The following is a 12,979-nucleotide window of genomic DNA, read 5'->3' on the forward strand; positions in this document are numbered from 1 at the left end:
CTTTCCTGTCGTCCACCGTCAGCGTGGCCGCCAGGCTGACACACGCCGACTAGCGGTCGAGACCGCCGGCGAGCATCGCGAAGGCGTCGGCGACCTCGGCGCGCAGGACGTCGAGTGGCGGGGTGACGTCGTCGCCCGCGCGTTCGAGCCAGCGGTCGAGGACGACGCGCAGCGCGCCGAACGCCGTGGTCGCGCAGAGGCGGGCGTAGGCGTCGTCGGGGAGCTCGAGCCGCTCGGCGATCGCCGCCGCCAGCGCGCGCTCCTGCGCCGCGAGCACGGAGAGCTGCTGGGGTAGCAACGACGGCGCGCGGCGGATCAGGCGCAGCACGGCGACGTGCTCGCGTCCGGCGAGGTCGTCATCCCCGTCGCTGCCGCCGTCCATCACCTCCAGCACCGCCGCGCGCAGCGCGGTCAGCACCGACTCGCGCGGTGGGCGGGCCCGGAACCGCGCGACGACGGCCTCGGCGCCCAGGGCGGCCGTCGCGAGCAGCGCCTCCTCCTTGCCGGAGAAGTAGTTGAAGAACGTGCGGCGCGCGACGTCGGCCTCGTCGGCGATCCGCTCGGCGGTGACGTTCTCGACGCCGTCGCGCAGCGCCAGGCGCAGGGCGGCCCGGCGCAGCGCGGCGCGCGTCGCGAGCTTCTTGCGCTCACGTCGCCCAGCGGGAGCCGCCACGACGGACATCATCCCCACGTCACCGGCAGCGCGTGCACCCCGAAGATCAGCATGTCGTTGCGCAGCGGGACCTCGTCGGCGGGGACGGCGAGACGCAGGTCGGGCATGCGCGTCACGAGCTCCTCGACCCCGACGCGCATCTCGGCGCGGGCGAGCTGCTGGCCGAGGCACTGGTGGATGCCGTGCCCGAACGCCAGGTGCGGGGCCCGCTCGCGCCGGACGTCGAGGTGGTCCGGGTCGGCCCAGTGCCGCGGGTCGCGGTTGGTCTCCGGGGTCCCGATGACGACGGTCTCGCCGGCCGCGATCGTCACCCCGCCGATCGCCACGTCCTCGGTGGCGACGCGGCTGACGCCGAGCTGAATGATCGAGCAGTAGCGCAGCAGCTCCTCGACGGTGCCGTCGATGAGCGACGGGTCGGCGCGCAGCGCGGCGAGCTGCTCGGGACGCTCGAGCAGCGCGAACATCCCGAGCGCGAGGTTGTTGGCCGTGGTCTCGTGGCCGGCGCCGAGCAGCACCAGCGTCATGTCGATCAGCTGGGCGTCGGTCAGCGGCGGGTCCGCGTCGTGCACGAGGCCCGACAGCAGGTCGTCGGACGGCGCGGCGCGCTTGGCGGCGACGAGGCCCGCGATGAACGCGTACAGCTCGCCGCCGGCGCGGGCCCGGTCCTCGTCGCTGGACGTCGAGCTCAGCGCGACGGCGGTGTTGCGCTGGAACGTCTCGCGGTCCGCGTAGTCGACGCCGAGCAGCTCGCAGATCATCAGCGAGGGCAGCGGCAGGGCGTACGAGGGCACGAGGTCGGCGGAGGTGCCCGCGGCCCGCATCGCCTCGATGTGCTCGACGGCGATCTCGCGCAGCCGCGACTCCAGCGCCCGCATCCGGCGCACCGTGAACTGGCCGGTGAGCAGGCTGCGCAGGCGCGTGTGCTCGGGCGGGTCCATGAAGATGAACATGCCGTCCCGGCGTTCCGGGACGTCGACGGGGCAGTAGCCGTTGGCGGCCTGCTCCGCGCTCATCTGCGTCGCGTCGGGGTGGCGGATGCGGTCGTTCGAGAAGCGGCCGTCGGCCAGCACGGCGCGGGCCTCCTCGAACCCGGTGACGAGCCACGCCCGCGCGCCGTTCGCCAGCGGCAGCGGCTGGACGGGGTCGCCGTCGCGGCGGCTCAGCAGCCCCGGCGCCGGGTCGAACGGGCAGCGCGCGTCGCGCTCGAGGAGGTCGGCGGGCATGACGCCGCGCATGGCGGTCGGAAAGCTGGTTGCCGTGTCGCTGCTCGGGTCCACGGGGCCGACCGTACGGACATCGTGCACGCCGTGCACGGATGCACACCGTGCATCAAATCGGCGTCAGCGGGCGCCGGTGATCGTGGGGGAGTTGCTGACGTCTGACGTCAGCGTGGACGCCAGGCTGAGACACCCCGTACCTCAGGCGGGGGTGGGGGCGTGGACGTGGGTGACGCGTTGGCGGCCGCGCAGGCGCACCACGTCCACCTCGGTCCACTGCCCGGCCTCCTCCTGTCCGGCGCGGGTGACCGCGGCGTCGGAGGCGGCGAGGCGGCCGGGCAGGCCCTTGGCGACGTCGCAGAGGCGCGCGGCCTCGTTCACCGGGTCGCCGATCACCGTGTACTCGTAGCGGCGGGCGTCGCCGATGTTGCCCGCGACGGCGGGGCCGGCGGAGACGCCGATCCCGGCGCCCGGGTCGCGCCCCGCCAGGCGTCCGGCGAGGTCGCGGGCGGCGCCCAGCGCGGCGGAGGCCGGGTCGCCGATCGCGTCCGGGGCCCCGAACACGGCGAGCGCCGCGTCGCCCTCGAACTTGTCGATCCAGCCGCGGTGGGCCTCGACCACGTCGACGACCTCGGCGAAGAACGCGTTGAGCACCGCGACGACCTCCTGCGGCGGGCGCTCGAAGGCCATCTCCGTCGATCCGATGATGTCGACGAACACGACGGCGACCTCGCGCACCTCGCCGCCCAGCTCGATCTCGTCGGCGAGGGCCGCGCGGGCGACCTCCCGGCCGACGTGGCGCCCGAACACCTCGCGCACCCGGTCCCGCTCCTGCAGCCCCGTGGCCATCTCGTTGAACCCGGCCTGGAGCATGCCGAGCTCGGTGGGGTCGGAGACCTCCACGCGCGCGTCGAGGTCGCCCTCCTGCACGCGCCGCAGCGCGTCGCGCACCGCCATCAACGGGGTCGTGATCGCCGTGGAGGTCAGGGCCGTGAGCAGGAAGCCGACCGCGAGCGCGACGACCGCGAGCACCAGCACGACCACCCCGAGGCGGGTGACGGTGTAGTAGTCGCGGAACAGCAGGGACGCGGCGGCCGCGAGGGCGATGCCGAGCACCGGCACCCCGGTGCCGAGCAGCCACGCGCCGAGCGACCGGGCCGCGACGGCGGGCAGCGTGCCGAGCCGGGTCGGCGGGTCCTCGGCGAGCACCCGGGCGACCTCGCCGCGCAGCGTCAGCTCGGAGAGGCGGTAGCCGACGGCGACGGTCGCGATGCCGCCGAGGGCGACGACGCAGCCGACGGTGAGGGCGACGGTCAGCGAGAAGCGGGCGTTGATCGCGACGAAGAGCAGGACGGCGAGCAGCCACGGCACCGCCTGCACGACGGTGATGCGCATCGGCGCACCGAGCACCGCACGCCGGGCGAGGGTGCGGTGCCGCGACCAGGCCTCCTCGTCGTCCGGGTCGGCGGGCCGCGGCGGCACGCGGACCCAGCGGTAGCCCCAGACGAGGCCGACGAGCACCGCCGCGGCGAGGTAGAGCCCGAACGTCCAGAGGTTGCGGACGAGGGCGCCCTCCGGAGCGGCCACCAGCGACTGGGTCGGCAGGACGTAGCCGGCGAGCCCGAGCACGATGGCCGCGCCGACGACGTTGGAGACGACGACCTGCGCGCCGACCATCGCCTTCGTCGCCGGCCGGAAGTCGCGGTGCACGGTCCCGCGGCCCCGGAGCGACCCGGCCGACCCCACCGGCGACCCCGCGTCGGTCGTCATGCCACGACCCTATCCACGCGGTACCGGCGGTACCGCCCAGCGTGCACAGATCACGCGGCACCGTTCGCCCGATCGTGTGGTGAGCACGCGGCCTCGTGGCACGGAGGGTGATGCGCCGTGGTCGACGCCCCGGCGACGGGTGCACGTCGCGTGACGGACGACGCGCAGATGTTGCTCACCCACCCCCGATTCTTGATCTGTTCCAGAAAAGGGGCGACACTGCGACCCGTGTCACCGCCGGGTCGCGCGCCCGGCTCCACCGCATTGACAGCTCAGTGACCCGGAGGACTTCCTCGTGTCAGAACACGTGACCCGCGAGACCGAGATGAACACCGAGGACGCCGGTGGCTGCCCGGTCCACGCGGGTCGTCTCGCGCACCCGACCGAGGGTGGCGGCAACGTCGACTGGTGGCCGAACCAGCTCAACCTGCGCGTCCTGCGCACGCACACCGCCGTCTCCAACCCCATGGACGACGACTTCGACTACGCCGCGGCGTTCAAGACCGTCGACCTGGACGCGCTCGCCGCCGACGTCGACCACGTCCTCACCACCTCGCAGGACTGGTGGCCCGCCGACTTCGGCCACTACGGCGGCTTCATGATCCGTCTCGCGTGGCACTCGGCCGGCACCTACCGCCTGGCCGACGGCCGCGGCGGCGCGGGCATGGGCCTGCAGCGCTTCGCCCCGCTGAACAGCTGGCCGGACAACGGCAACCTGGACAAGGCCCGCCGCCTGCTCTGGCCCGTCAAGCAGAAGTGGGGCAACAAGATCTCCTGGGCCGACCTGCTGATCCTGGCGGGCAACCGGTCCCTCGAGACGATGGGCTTCGCCACCTACGGCTTCGCCGGCGGGCGTCCCGACGTGTGGGAGCCCGACAACGAGACCTACTGGGGCCCGGAGAACTACTGGCTCGGCGGCGACCAGCGCTACACCGGCGACCGCCAGCTCGAGCAGCCGCTCGGTGCCTCGCAGATGGGTCTGATCTACGTCAACCCGGAGGGCCCGGACGGCAACCCCGACCCGCTGGCCGCCGCCCGCGACATCCGCGAGACCTTCGGCCGGATGGCGATGAACGACGAGGAGACCGTCGCCCTCATCGCCGGTGGCCACACCTTCGGCAAGACCCACGGTGCCGCCGACCCCGACCAGTACGTCGGTCCGGAGCCGGAGGGCGCCTCCATCGAGGAGCAGGGCCTCGGCTGGCACCAGAAGTTCGGCAAGGGCAAGGGCCGCGACACCATCACCTCCGGCCTCGAGGTCACCTGGACCTCGACGCCCGTGCAGTGGAGCAACGGCTACTTCGACAACCTCTTCGGCTACGAGTGGGAGCTCCACAAGTCGCCGGCCGGTGCGTGGCAGTACCGCCCGGTCGACAACGGCGGCGCGAACACCGTGCCGGACCCGGAGACCGGTGAGCTCACCCGCCAGCCGACGATGCTCGTCACCGACGTCTCCCTGAAGGTCGACCCGGTCTACAAGGAGATCTCGCAGCGGTTCCACCAGAACCCCGACGAGTTCGCCGACGCGTTCGCCCGCGCCTGGTACAAGCTGACCCACCGCGACATGGGCCCGATCCAGCGCTACCTCGGCCCCTGGGTGCCGCAGGAGACGCTGATCTGGCAGGACCCGGTGCCCGCGCACGAGGGCCCGGTCGTCGGCTCCGCCGAGATCGCCGACCTGAAGAAGCAGATCCTCGACTCGGGCGCGAGCGTCTCGGCGCTGGTCAAGGCCGCGTGGGCGTCGGCGTCGACGTTCCGCATCGGCGACAAGCGCGGCGGCGCCAACGGCGCCCGCGTGCGCCTCGACCCGCAGATCGACTGGGAGGTCAACGACCCGCAGGAGCTGCGCCGGACGCTGTCCACCCTCGAGGACGTCCAGAAGGCGTTCAACGCCTCGGGCACGAAGGTCTCGCTGGCCGACCTCATCGTCCTCGGCGGGGTCGCCGCGGTGGAGAAGGCGGCGAAGGACGCCGGCCACGACGTGACCGTGCCGTTCACGCCGGGCCGCACCGACGCCTCGCTCGAGTGGACCGACGTCGACTCGTTCACCCACCTCGAGCCGAAGGCCGACGGCTTCCGCAACTACCTCGGCAAGGGCCACCAGCTCCCCGCCGAGTACCTGCTGGTCGACCGCGCGAACCTGCTCAACCTCTCGGCGCCGGAGCTGACCGTGCTCGTGGGCGGCCTGCGCGTGCTCGGCGCCAACACCGCCGGGTCGACGCACGGCGTGCTCACCGAGCGTCCCGGGCAGCTGACGAACGACTTCTTCGTCAACCTGCTCGACGGGAACACCCAGTGGGCCAAGGTGGCCGAGGAGGACGGCATCTACGAGGCCCGCGGCACCGACGGCGAGGTCCGCTGGACGGGGACGCGCAACGACCTCGTGTTCGGCTCGAACTCCGAGCTGCGCGCCATCGCCGAGGTGTACGCCTCCTCGGACGGCGCCGAGAAGTTCGTCCGCGACTTCGCCAAGGCGTTCGACAAGGTCATGCAGCTGGACCGCTACGACCTGAACTGATCACCTGAGCAGAACGCCCCGGCCGCACACCGCGGCCGGGGCGTTCTGCTGTCCGCGCGCGCTACTCCTCGGTCGGCAGCCAGGCGCCGTGCAGCCCCAGCGGGACGCGGACCGGGATGCGCACCCTGGCGATCGGCCCGGCGCCGGGATCGGCCGCGGCGACCACGACGAACCAGCTCGAGCGGTCGGTGCGGTCGGTCGCGAAGGTGACCCACCAGCCCGCGGCGGTGTCCTCGACCCCGGGCTTCGGCACGAAGCACGGCTCGCCCACCGAGAGGTCGCCGGCGTCCCAGGTGACGCTCTGCTCCGTCGCGGGGTCGAGCCAGAGCACCGCGTCGAAGTTGCCCGCCGGCAGCGCGACGCGCCCCGTCTTCGCCCCGAGCGCGACGACGCCGTGCGGCCGGCCGATCCGGCGGTCGTCGACGCGCGGGAACTCCATGCCGTGCGGGTCGGTGAGGAACCGGCGCGAGATCGTCCCCGTCGTCGGGTCGATCTCCGCCCGCGAGATACCGCCGACGTTGGGGTCGGAGGTCCGCGTGAGACCGCCCGGGTACGCCCACGCGACGAGGTCCAGGACGACCCGTCCGTCGTCACCGTCGTAGGCGTTCGCGCTGTGCCAGCTCCAGAACGCCTCGGTGTGCGCCCACCGCACCGGGCTGCCGTCGCGCGGGATCAGCGCGATCCGGGTGCCGTCCTCGGGACGCCACGCGAGCAGCGACCCGCCGCGCATCGCCGCGGCCATGTCGAAGTACAGCGGCCCGAGCACGAGCACGACGAAGCGCTCGGTGATCGCCATGTCGTGGATCATCACCGGCTGGTCGACGTCCGGGAGCGGCGTCGGGAGCCGGCGCGTGCTGCCGTCGGGGCCGAGCACCGCCCACGTCAGGTACGGCGCCTCGAGCCCGTAACAGAACATGATCATCTCGCCGGTGCGCGGATCGACCTTCGGGTGGGCGCACATCCCGGCGGGCATCGTGCCGCCGAACGTCTCCTTGCCGATGGTCGCGAGCTCCGGGGTCAGCGCGTACGGCAGCGCCGCCTCCGCGAGGGCGAGGAGCCTCCCGCCGTGGCGGACGACGTTGATGTCGGGGAGGTCCTTGGCGACGTGCGCGAGGCTCGGGCCGACCGCATCGGCGTCCGGCGTGTAGCCGGTCATCATCCCGCCCCACAGCGCCTGGCCAGCGGCGATCTCCGCGTCGAGCATCGGGGTGTGCACGAAGCGGTTCGCGTAGCGGGCCCCGCCGTCGGCGACCCGGAGCCCGTGCACCATCCCGTCGCCCTCGAGGGGGTAGATGTAGGAACCGAGCGGGGTGAAGCGCGGGTTCGGGCCGTTGCGGACGTACATGCCGTCCATCTCGGGCGGCAGCTCGCCGGTGACCTCGAGGTCACCGGCGTCGATCTCGTCGATCACCGGCTCGAACACCCCGGAGAGGTGCGGGTTGCCCGCGGCGTCGACGGGCGGGGGTGCGCCGGGCAGGGTGGCGGTCACGGGACGCTCCCTCAGGCCGGCTGGGCGGGGTTGGCGTGCGCTTCGTGAGCACCGCGCCCGGCACGGGCCTGCTGCGCCGCGTGCTCCGGGTACCAGCCGGTGATCTTGACGGCGACGACGATCGCCACGATCGGCACGACCCAGTTGAAGACGTCGGTGTTCGCGCCGAGGTAGGCGACCGCCACGTCGCACAGCGCGTTGAGGACGAACACGCCGCCCCACAGGCCGGTGAGCACGCGGTTGACCTTCGTGAAGGTCGGGGTGTTCCAGACCTCCGGCGGCGCCTGCTTCTTCGCGTAGAACTCGGTGAACGGGCGGCCGGCGGCCAGCGAGCCGAGGGCGACGATCGCGATGACGATGCTCGAGATCAGCTGCGCGCGGTCCTCGATCGGCTGCAGCGTCGCGCGGTCGAGCACGAGCGCGAGCACCACGAGCACGGCGAAGAACAGCAGCGCCGCGGCGTCGAGGATGCTGATCGACCGGCTACGGCGCCAGTCCGGCAGCGCCAGCACCAGTGAGCACAGGAAGGCGGCCAGCGCCGCCCACATCCACGTGCTCGGTCCCGCGACGACCGAGAAGACGATCCAGGGCACGAACCCGAGGAAGATGGCGGCCTTCTGCACGATGCCTCCTGCCGGAAGTGTGACTCTCCGTCATCATCGGAGCGGCAGACGCGCGAGACAAGGCTCTTGTCGCCCGGAAGACATCGCCTCGGGTAACGATCTCGCCGGTGCGTTGGACCGAACGAGTGACGACCTCAGGAGGTGGGGCCGACGGTGCGGGGTGCCGCGACCGCCATGCGCAGCGGCACGCCGCCGACCGCCCGCTGCAGGGGCACGGTGCTCGCGGCCGCGCCGACGACGACGAGGCCGTCGACCGCGGGGTGCTGGGCGTAGCGGGCGAGCCGGGACGTCAGGGTGTCGGCGGGCGTCGCGAGCACGATCCCGATCGACGCCTCGACCCGCGGGAACGGCTCGGCGACGAGCAGCGGGAGCCGGTCGCCCCCACCCAGCGCGTAGTCCCGGACCGTCACGAGGCCCGCGCCGGCGAGCAGCAGCGCGATCATGCCGATCACCGACGCGGGGTCGAGGTGGGGGAACGCGGCGCTCTCGATCAGCTCCACCACGCGTTGGGCCAGCAGGTCGGCGTGCACGATCCCTCCCTCCCGCAGGTACGGCGTGTCGCCGTCCCATGATTGCTGGTACGGCGCCTCGGGGCGAGACCCAGTTCGGCGCGTCGCCGCGTCGGCTGACTTTCTCAATCACCGCGGGCCACGAGACGACGGCCACCATGCTCGCCCTCGGGACGTTCGCGCTGCTCGAGCACCCCGACCAGCTCGCGGCGCTGCGCGACGACCCGGCGCTGATCGACACCGCGGTCGAGGAGCTGCTGCGCTACCTGTCGATCCTGCACCTCGGGCTCTCGCGCGTGGCCACCGAGGACGTGGTCGTCGGCGACACCCGCATCGCGGCCGGCGAGACCGTGCTGCTCGCGCTCCCCGAGCCCAACCGCGATCCGGCGCACTGGGCGGCGCCGGAACGGCTCGACGTCGCGCGGGAGCGCAGCCCGCACCTGGCGTTCGGGCACGGCGTGCACCAGTGCCTCGGCCAGCAGCTCGCGCGCGTCGAGATGCGCGTCGGGTTCACCGAGCTGCTGCGCCGCCTGCCGGGCCTGCGCCTCAGGGTGCCGGCGGCCGAGGTCCCGCTGCGCACCGACATGATCGTCTACGGCGTGCACGCGCTGCCGGTCGCCTGGTCCTGACCGCTACGGCCGCTCGGCCTCGATGAGGTGCGCGGTCATCGTCGCCCGGACCGGGCCCGGGCCGAGCAGCTCGGTCATCGTCGTCGCGACCTGCTCGACCGTCGCGTCGAGGTCGCCGCGGCGCACGAGCTCGGCGCGCAGCGGCGACCCGGTGCAGAACCCGACGGCGATCTGCCGCGCGTCGTCGGCCCGGCCCTCGACCGTCATCGTCGCGAGCCCGACCACCTCGAGCCCGCCCGCGTGGACATCGGCGGTGACCTGCTTCGTGTCGTGGTAGCCGTGCGGGATCGCCGTGACGAACGTCGGCGCGTCGTCGCCGAAGACGCGTTCCAGGGCGAGCCCGAGCGGGTGCGCGAAGCCGTGGGTCGGGAGCGCGTCCCACGTCGTGAAGTGGAAGCGCCCGCCCGGGACGAGGACGCGCGCGACCTCCGCGTAGGCCGCCGGCCGGTCCGGCAGGAACATGACGCCGAAGCCGCACACGACGCGGTCGAAGGACGCATCCGGGAAGGGCAGGTGCGCCGCGTCGGCGACCCGCCAGGTCGCCCCGGCGACGTGGGGTGCCGAGTGCTCCACCATCGCCGGGTTGAGGTCGGTCGCGGTGATCTCGGCGTCCGGGCACCGCCGCACGAGCTCACGCGTGACCGCACCCGTGCCGGCGGCGAGCTCCAGCACGCGGCGCGGTGACCCGCGCGCGGCACGCCGCGCGAGCTCCCGCGCGAACGGCTCGAAGACCGGCGTGACGAGACACCGGTCGTAGACCTCGGGCATCGACCCGACCCAGCGGGCACTCTCCACGTCCATCCTCGACGTTGTCCTCGCCCCGGCGGCGCGTGGCAAGAGCCGGACGGCCGCTATCGCGCTCCGGTGCCCCCGGCGGCGAGGCCGTCGCGGACCAGGCGCTGCGCGGCGTCGATGACGCCCTCGAGCGAGCCGCGCGCCGGGTCCCACCACTCGGCGGTCCAGTTGAGGGCGCCGAGCACCACCATCAGTGCGGTGCCCGGGTCCAGCGCGGGGTCGAGGTCGCCGTCGTCGCGGACCTCGGCCACGAGTCGCCGCCACACCGCGACGTAGTCGCGCTGCGCCTGCCGGTGCCGCTCGCGCATCGCCTCGGGCAGCTGCGGCACGGTGCGCACGGCGGCGGCCGCGTGGTCGGAGTGCGTGAGCAGCGTGCGCAGGTGCGCGGCGACGGCGATCGCGAGCCGGTCGATCGCCGGGGCGTCCGCGGGGGCCTCGGCGAGGGCGTCGGTGACGAGCGTCCGCGCACGGTCGAGTCCGACCGCGACGGCCTCGTCGATCAGCTCGTCGCGCGAGGAGAAGTAGTAGTAGATCGCCGGCGCCTGGACCTGGGCGACCTCGGCGACGTCGGACAGACGCGTGCCGGCGTAGCCGCGGCGCAGCAGCACGTGCGCGGCGGCGTCGACGACACGACGGCGGGTCCGCGCGGACTTCGTGTCCCGCGCGGTCCCGGTCATCGGGTCAGCTTAGGAGTCGTCTAGTACGACGACGGCAGGCCGAGGCTGTGCTGCGCGACGAAGTTCAGCACCATCTCGCGGCTCACCGGCGCGGTCTTGAGCATGCGCGCGAGGAACCACAGGTCGGCGAGCCCGTACTCGAGGGACAACCCGTTGCCGCCGTGGGTCTGCATGGCCTGGTCGAGCGCGCGCAGCGACGCGTCGGCGGCCGCGAACTTGGCGATGTTCGACGCCTCGGCCGCGTCCGCGCCGGCGTCGAAGAGCTCCGCCGCGCGCGCCGCCATCAGCCGTGCCTGCGCGACGCCGATGTAGGCCTCGGCGAGCGGGTGGGCGACGCCCTGGTGCGCGCCGATCGGCACGCCCTTCCACACCGCGCGCTGGTTCGCGTACGTCGCGGCCTTCTCCAGCGCGTAGAGCGAGATGCCGTTGCTGATCGACGCCGCGGTGATCCGCTCGGGGTTGAGCCCGGAGAACACCTGGCGCAGGCCGTTGCCGTCGTCGCCGATCAACGCCTCGGGGCCGAGGAGCACGTCGTCGAACCACACCGTGAACTGCTGCTCGGGCTGCACGAGCGCGGCGTCGATGGGCTGGTAGGAGAGCCCGGGGGCGTCGGTGGGGACGACGAACAGGGAGAGCGGCCGCCGCTTCCCCCCGGTGGCGGCCGTGCCGCTGCGCGCCACGACGAGGATCGCGTCGGCCTCGTCGACACCGGACGTCCAGTACTTGGTGCCGCTCAGCCGCCAGCCCCTATCGGCGTGCTGTGTTGAATCGTCGCGGTGTGCCGTTGTCGTGATCTCGTGGGAGTTCGACCCGGCGTCCGGCTCGGTGATCGCGAACGCCATCTTCGTCGAGCCGTCGGCGATGCCCGTGAGCCAGCGGCGGTTCATCTCGTCCGACGCGTGGCGGGCGAGGATCGTGCCGCAGATGGCGGGGGAGATGACGGTCATGAGCAGTGGGCAGCCCGCCGCCGACGCCGCCTCGACCACGACCGAGAAGTCGCCGAGCGTGCCGCCGCCCCCGCCGTACCGCTCGGGCAGGTGCACGCCCAGGAAGCCGTTCGCGCCGAGCTCCTTCCACAGGGCGGTCGGCTCCTCGTGGGCGCGGGCCCGCGCGACGAAGTAGTCGTGCCCGTAGCGACCGACCAGGCCCGTGACGGCCTCGCGCAGCGCCGCGCGCTCGTCGGTCTCGGGGACGATCGAGGACTGGTTCACGCGCACTCCCGGGCTTGGTTTCTCATCGAGAATAAAAAAAGTGCCCCGCCCCTGTCTACGGCATCGACGAACCCCCGCCGACGGCGACGACCTGGCCGGTCACCTGGCGCGCGGCCCGTGGCGAGGACAGCCAGACGACGGCGTCGGCGACGTCGGCGGGGGTGGTCAGCCGGCGCAGCGGCTGCTGCTTCACCACGGACGCGACCTGCGCATCGTCGAACACCGCGTCCCGCCCGCCGGCCCACAGGCTCCCCGTCCCGACGCCGCCGTCGGTGGGCAGCACGAGCCCGGGGCACACGACGTTCGACCGGACGCCGTGGCGGCCCTGCTCGCGGGCGGTCGTGCGGGCGAGCGCGATCAGCCCGGCCTTCGTCGTGCCGTAGACGCCCTGACGGATCGCGCCGAAGGCGGCGTCGCTGGAGATGAACACGATCGACCCCGTGCCGGCCTCGCTCATCGGTCCGAGCGCGGCCTGGGTGCAGTCGATCGCCGTGTAGAGGTTGGTCTCGATCGTGCGCTGCCACAGCGCCCGGTCGGTCTGCTCGGTGAGGAACCCCGGCACGCTCCAGCCGGCGTTGTTGACCAGCGCGTCGAGCCCGCCGAAGCGGTCCACCGCGGCGCCGACCACCCGCCCGCCCGCGCCGTCCGTGGTCAGGTCGATCTCGAGCACCTCGACCGCGGCCGCCCCGAGGGCGAGGCCCTCCTCGCGCACCCGCGCCGCCTGCGCGCCGTCGCGGTCGGCGAGCAGCACGCGGGCGCCCTCGCGCGCGAAGCCGTGCACGATGCCACGTCCGATGTTCGACGCGCCGCCGGTGACGATCACGCGGGCGTCGGCGAGCGCGAGGTCCATGGACTCTCCCGTGTACGG

12 protein-coding genes are annotated in these 12,979 nt (G+C 73.3%); 2 read left to right on the forward strand and 10 right to left on the reverse strand.

Annotation, left to right across the window (positions count from 1 at the left end; all coding sequences use genetic code 11):
• Positions 1 to 49: 49 nt before the first annotated feature.
• The 3 genes from WCD41_RS01355 to WCD41_RS01365 all read right to left on the reverse strand — a co-directional run bounded on the left by WCD41_RS01355 (position 50) and on the right by WCD41_RS01365 (position 3,660).
• Positions 50 to 673 carry an acyl-CoA-like ligand-binding transcription factor gene (locus WCD41_RS01355; protein WP_337711576.1) on the reverse strand — a complete coding sequence of 208 codons (624 nt, stop codon included), beginning with the start codon at positions 671 to 673 and terminating at the stop codon, positions 50 to 52.
• 8 nt (positions 674 to 681) lie between these two features.
• Complete coding sequence (locus tag WCD41_RS01360) at positions 682 to 1,950, reverse strand: cytochrome P450 (protein ID WP_337711577.1); 1,269 nt, start codon at positions 1,948 to 1,950, stop codon at positions 682 to 684.
• A 141-nt stretch (positions 1,951 to 2,091) separates the two neighbouring features.
• Positions 2,092 to 3,660: an adenylate/guanylate cyclase domain-containing protein gene (locus WCD41_RS01365; RefSeq protein WP_337711578.1), complete on the reverse strand. Its 1,569-nt coding sequence runs from the start codon at positions 3,658 to 3,660 to the stop codon at positions 2,092 to 2,094.
• A gap of 325 nt (positions 3,661 to 3,985) precedes the next feature.
• Between WCD41_RS01365 and katG the strand changes: the two genes are divergently transcribed.
• The gene (gene katG / locus WCD41_RS01370; RefSeq protein WP_337712315.1) at positions 3,986 to 6,178 is read left to right on the forward strand and encodes a catalase/peroxidase HPI; all 2,193 of its coding nucleotides are present in this window, start codon (positions 3,986 to 3,988) and stop codon (positions 6,176 to 6,178) included.
• A 61-nt stretch (positions 6,179 to 6,239) separates the two neighbouring features.
• On the opposite strand, the gene WCD41_RS01375 is transcribed toward katG, so the two are convergent.
• The 3 genes from WCD41_RS01375 to WCD41_RS01385 all read right to left on the reverse strand — a co-directional run bounded on the left by WCD41_RS01375 (position 6,240) and on the right by WCD41_RS01385 (position 8,820).
• Positions 6,240 to 7,667, reverse strand: a complete 1,428-nt coding sequence (locus tag WCD41_RS01375; RefSeq protein WP_337711579.1) for a carotenoid oxygenase family protein — start codon at positions 7,665 to 7,667, stop codon at positions 6,240 to 6,242.
• Between the two features lie 11 nt (positions 7,668 to 7,678).
• A complete protein-coding gene (locus WCD41_RS01380; RefSeq protein ID WP_337711580.1) occupies positions 7,679 to 8,290 on the reverse strand; it encodes a DUF3159 domain-containing protein in 612 nt (203 codons plus the stop codon).
• A 134-nt stretch (positions 8,291 to 8,424) separates the two neighbouring features.
• Positions 8,425 to 8,820 carry a hypothetical protein gene (locus WCD41_RS01385; protein ID WP_337711581.1) on the reverse strand — a complete coding sequence of 132 codons (396 nt, stop codon included), beginning with the start codon at positions 8,818 to 8,820 and terminating at the stop codon, positions 8,425 to 8,427.
• A 38-nt stretch (positions 8,821 to 8,858) separates the two neighbouring features.
• Here WCD41_RS01385 and WCD41_RS01390 point away from each other — a divergent pair, with 38 nt between their 5' ends.
• Complete coding sequence (locus WCD41_RS01390) at positions 8,859 to 9,428, forward strand: cytochrome P450 (protein ID WP_373695059.1); 570 nt, start codon at positions 8,859 to 8,861, stop codon at positions 9,426 to 9,428.
• 3 nt (positions 9,429 to 9,431) lie between these two features.
• On the opposite strand, the gene WCD41_RS01395 is transcribed toward WCD41_RS01390, so the two are convergent.
• From WCD41_RS01395 to WCD41_RS01410, 4 genes are read right to left on the reverse strand one after another with little or no spacing between them, the layout of a single operon-like run.
• Positions 9,432 to 10,229, reverse strand: a complete 798-nt coding sequence (locus tag WCD41_RS01395; RefSeq protein WP_337711582.1) for a class I SAM-dependent methyltransferase — start codon at positions 10,227 to 10,229, stop codon at positions 9,432 to 9,434.
• A gap of 50 nt (positions 10,230 to 10,279) precedes the next feature.
• Positions 10,280 to 10,900, reverse strand: a complete 621-nt coding sequence (locus WCD41_RS01400; protein ID WP_337711583.1) for a TetR-type transcription factor C-terminal domain-containing protein — start codon at positions 10,898 to 10,900, stop codon at positions 10,280 to 10,282.
• Between the two features lie 20 nt (positions 10,901 to 10,920).
• Complete coding sequence (locus WCD41_RS01405; protein WP_337711584.1) at positions 10,921 to 12,111, reverse strand: acyl-CoA dehydrogenase family protein; 1,191 nt, start codon at positions 12,109 to 12,111, stop codon at positions 10,921 to 10,923.
• Between the two features lie 55 nt (positions 12,112 to 12,166).
• A complete protein-coding gene (locus tag WCD41_RS01410; RefSeq protein WP_337711585.1) occupies positions 12,167 to 12,961 on the reverse strand; it encodes an SDR family NAD(P)-dependent oxidoreductase in 795 nt (264 codons plus the stop codon).
• Between the last annotated feature and the right edge of the window lie 18 nt (positions 12,962 to 12,979).

This window comes from Actinomycetospora aeridis, assembly GCF_037400275.1.
Lineage (GTDB): Bacteria > Actinomycetota > Actinomycetes > Mycobacteriales > Pseudonocardiaceae > Actinomycetospora > Actinomycetospora aeridis.

Coding starts and splice junctions, on each gene's coding strand:
- WCD41_RS01410 (WP_337711585.1), bottom strand. CDS start 12,961: ATGGACCTCGCGCTCGCCGACGCCCGCGTGATCGTCACCGGCGGCGCG.
- WCD41_RS01400 (WP_337711583.1), bottom strand. CDS start 10,900: ATGACCGGGACCGCGCGGGACACGAAGTCCGCGCGGACCCGCCGTCGT.
- katG (WP_337712315.1), top strand. CDS start 3,986: ATGAACACCGAGGACGCCGGTGGCTGCCCGGTCCACGCGGGTCGTCTC.
- WCD41_RS01395 (WP_337711582.1), bottom strand. CDS start 10,229: ATGGACGTGGAGAGTGCCCGCTGGGTCGGGTCGATGCCCGAGGTCTAC.
- WCD41_RS01365 (WP_337711578.1), bottom strand. CDS start 3,660: ATGACGACCGACGCGGGGTCGCCGGTGGGGTCGGCCGGGTCGCTCCGG.
- WCD41_RS01390 (WP_373695059.1), top strand. CDS start 8,859: ATGATTGCTGGTACGGCGCCTCGGGGCGAGACCCAGTTCGGCGCGTCG.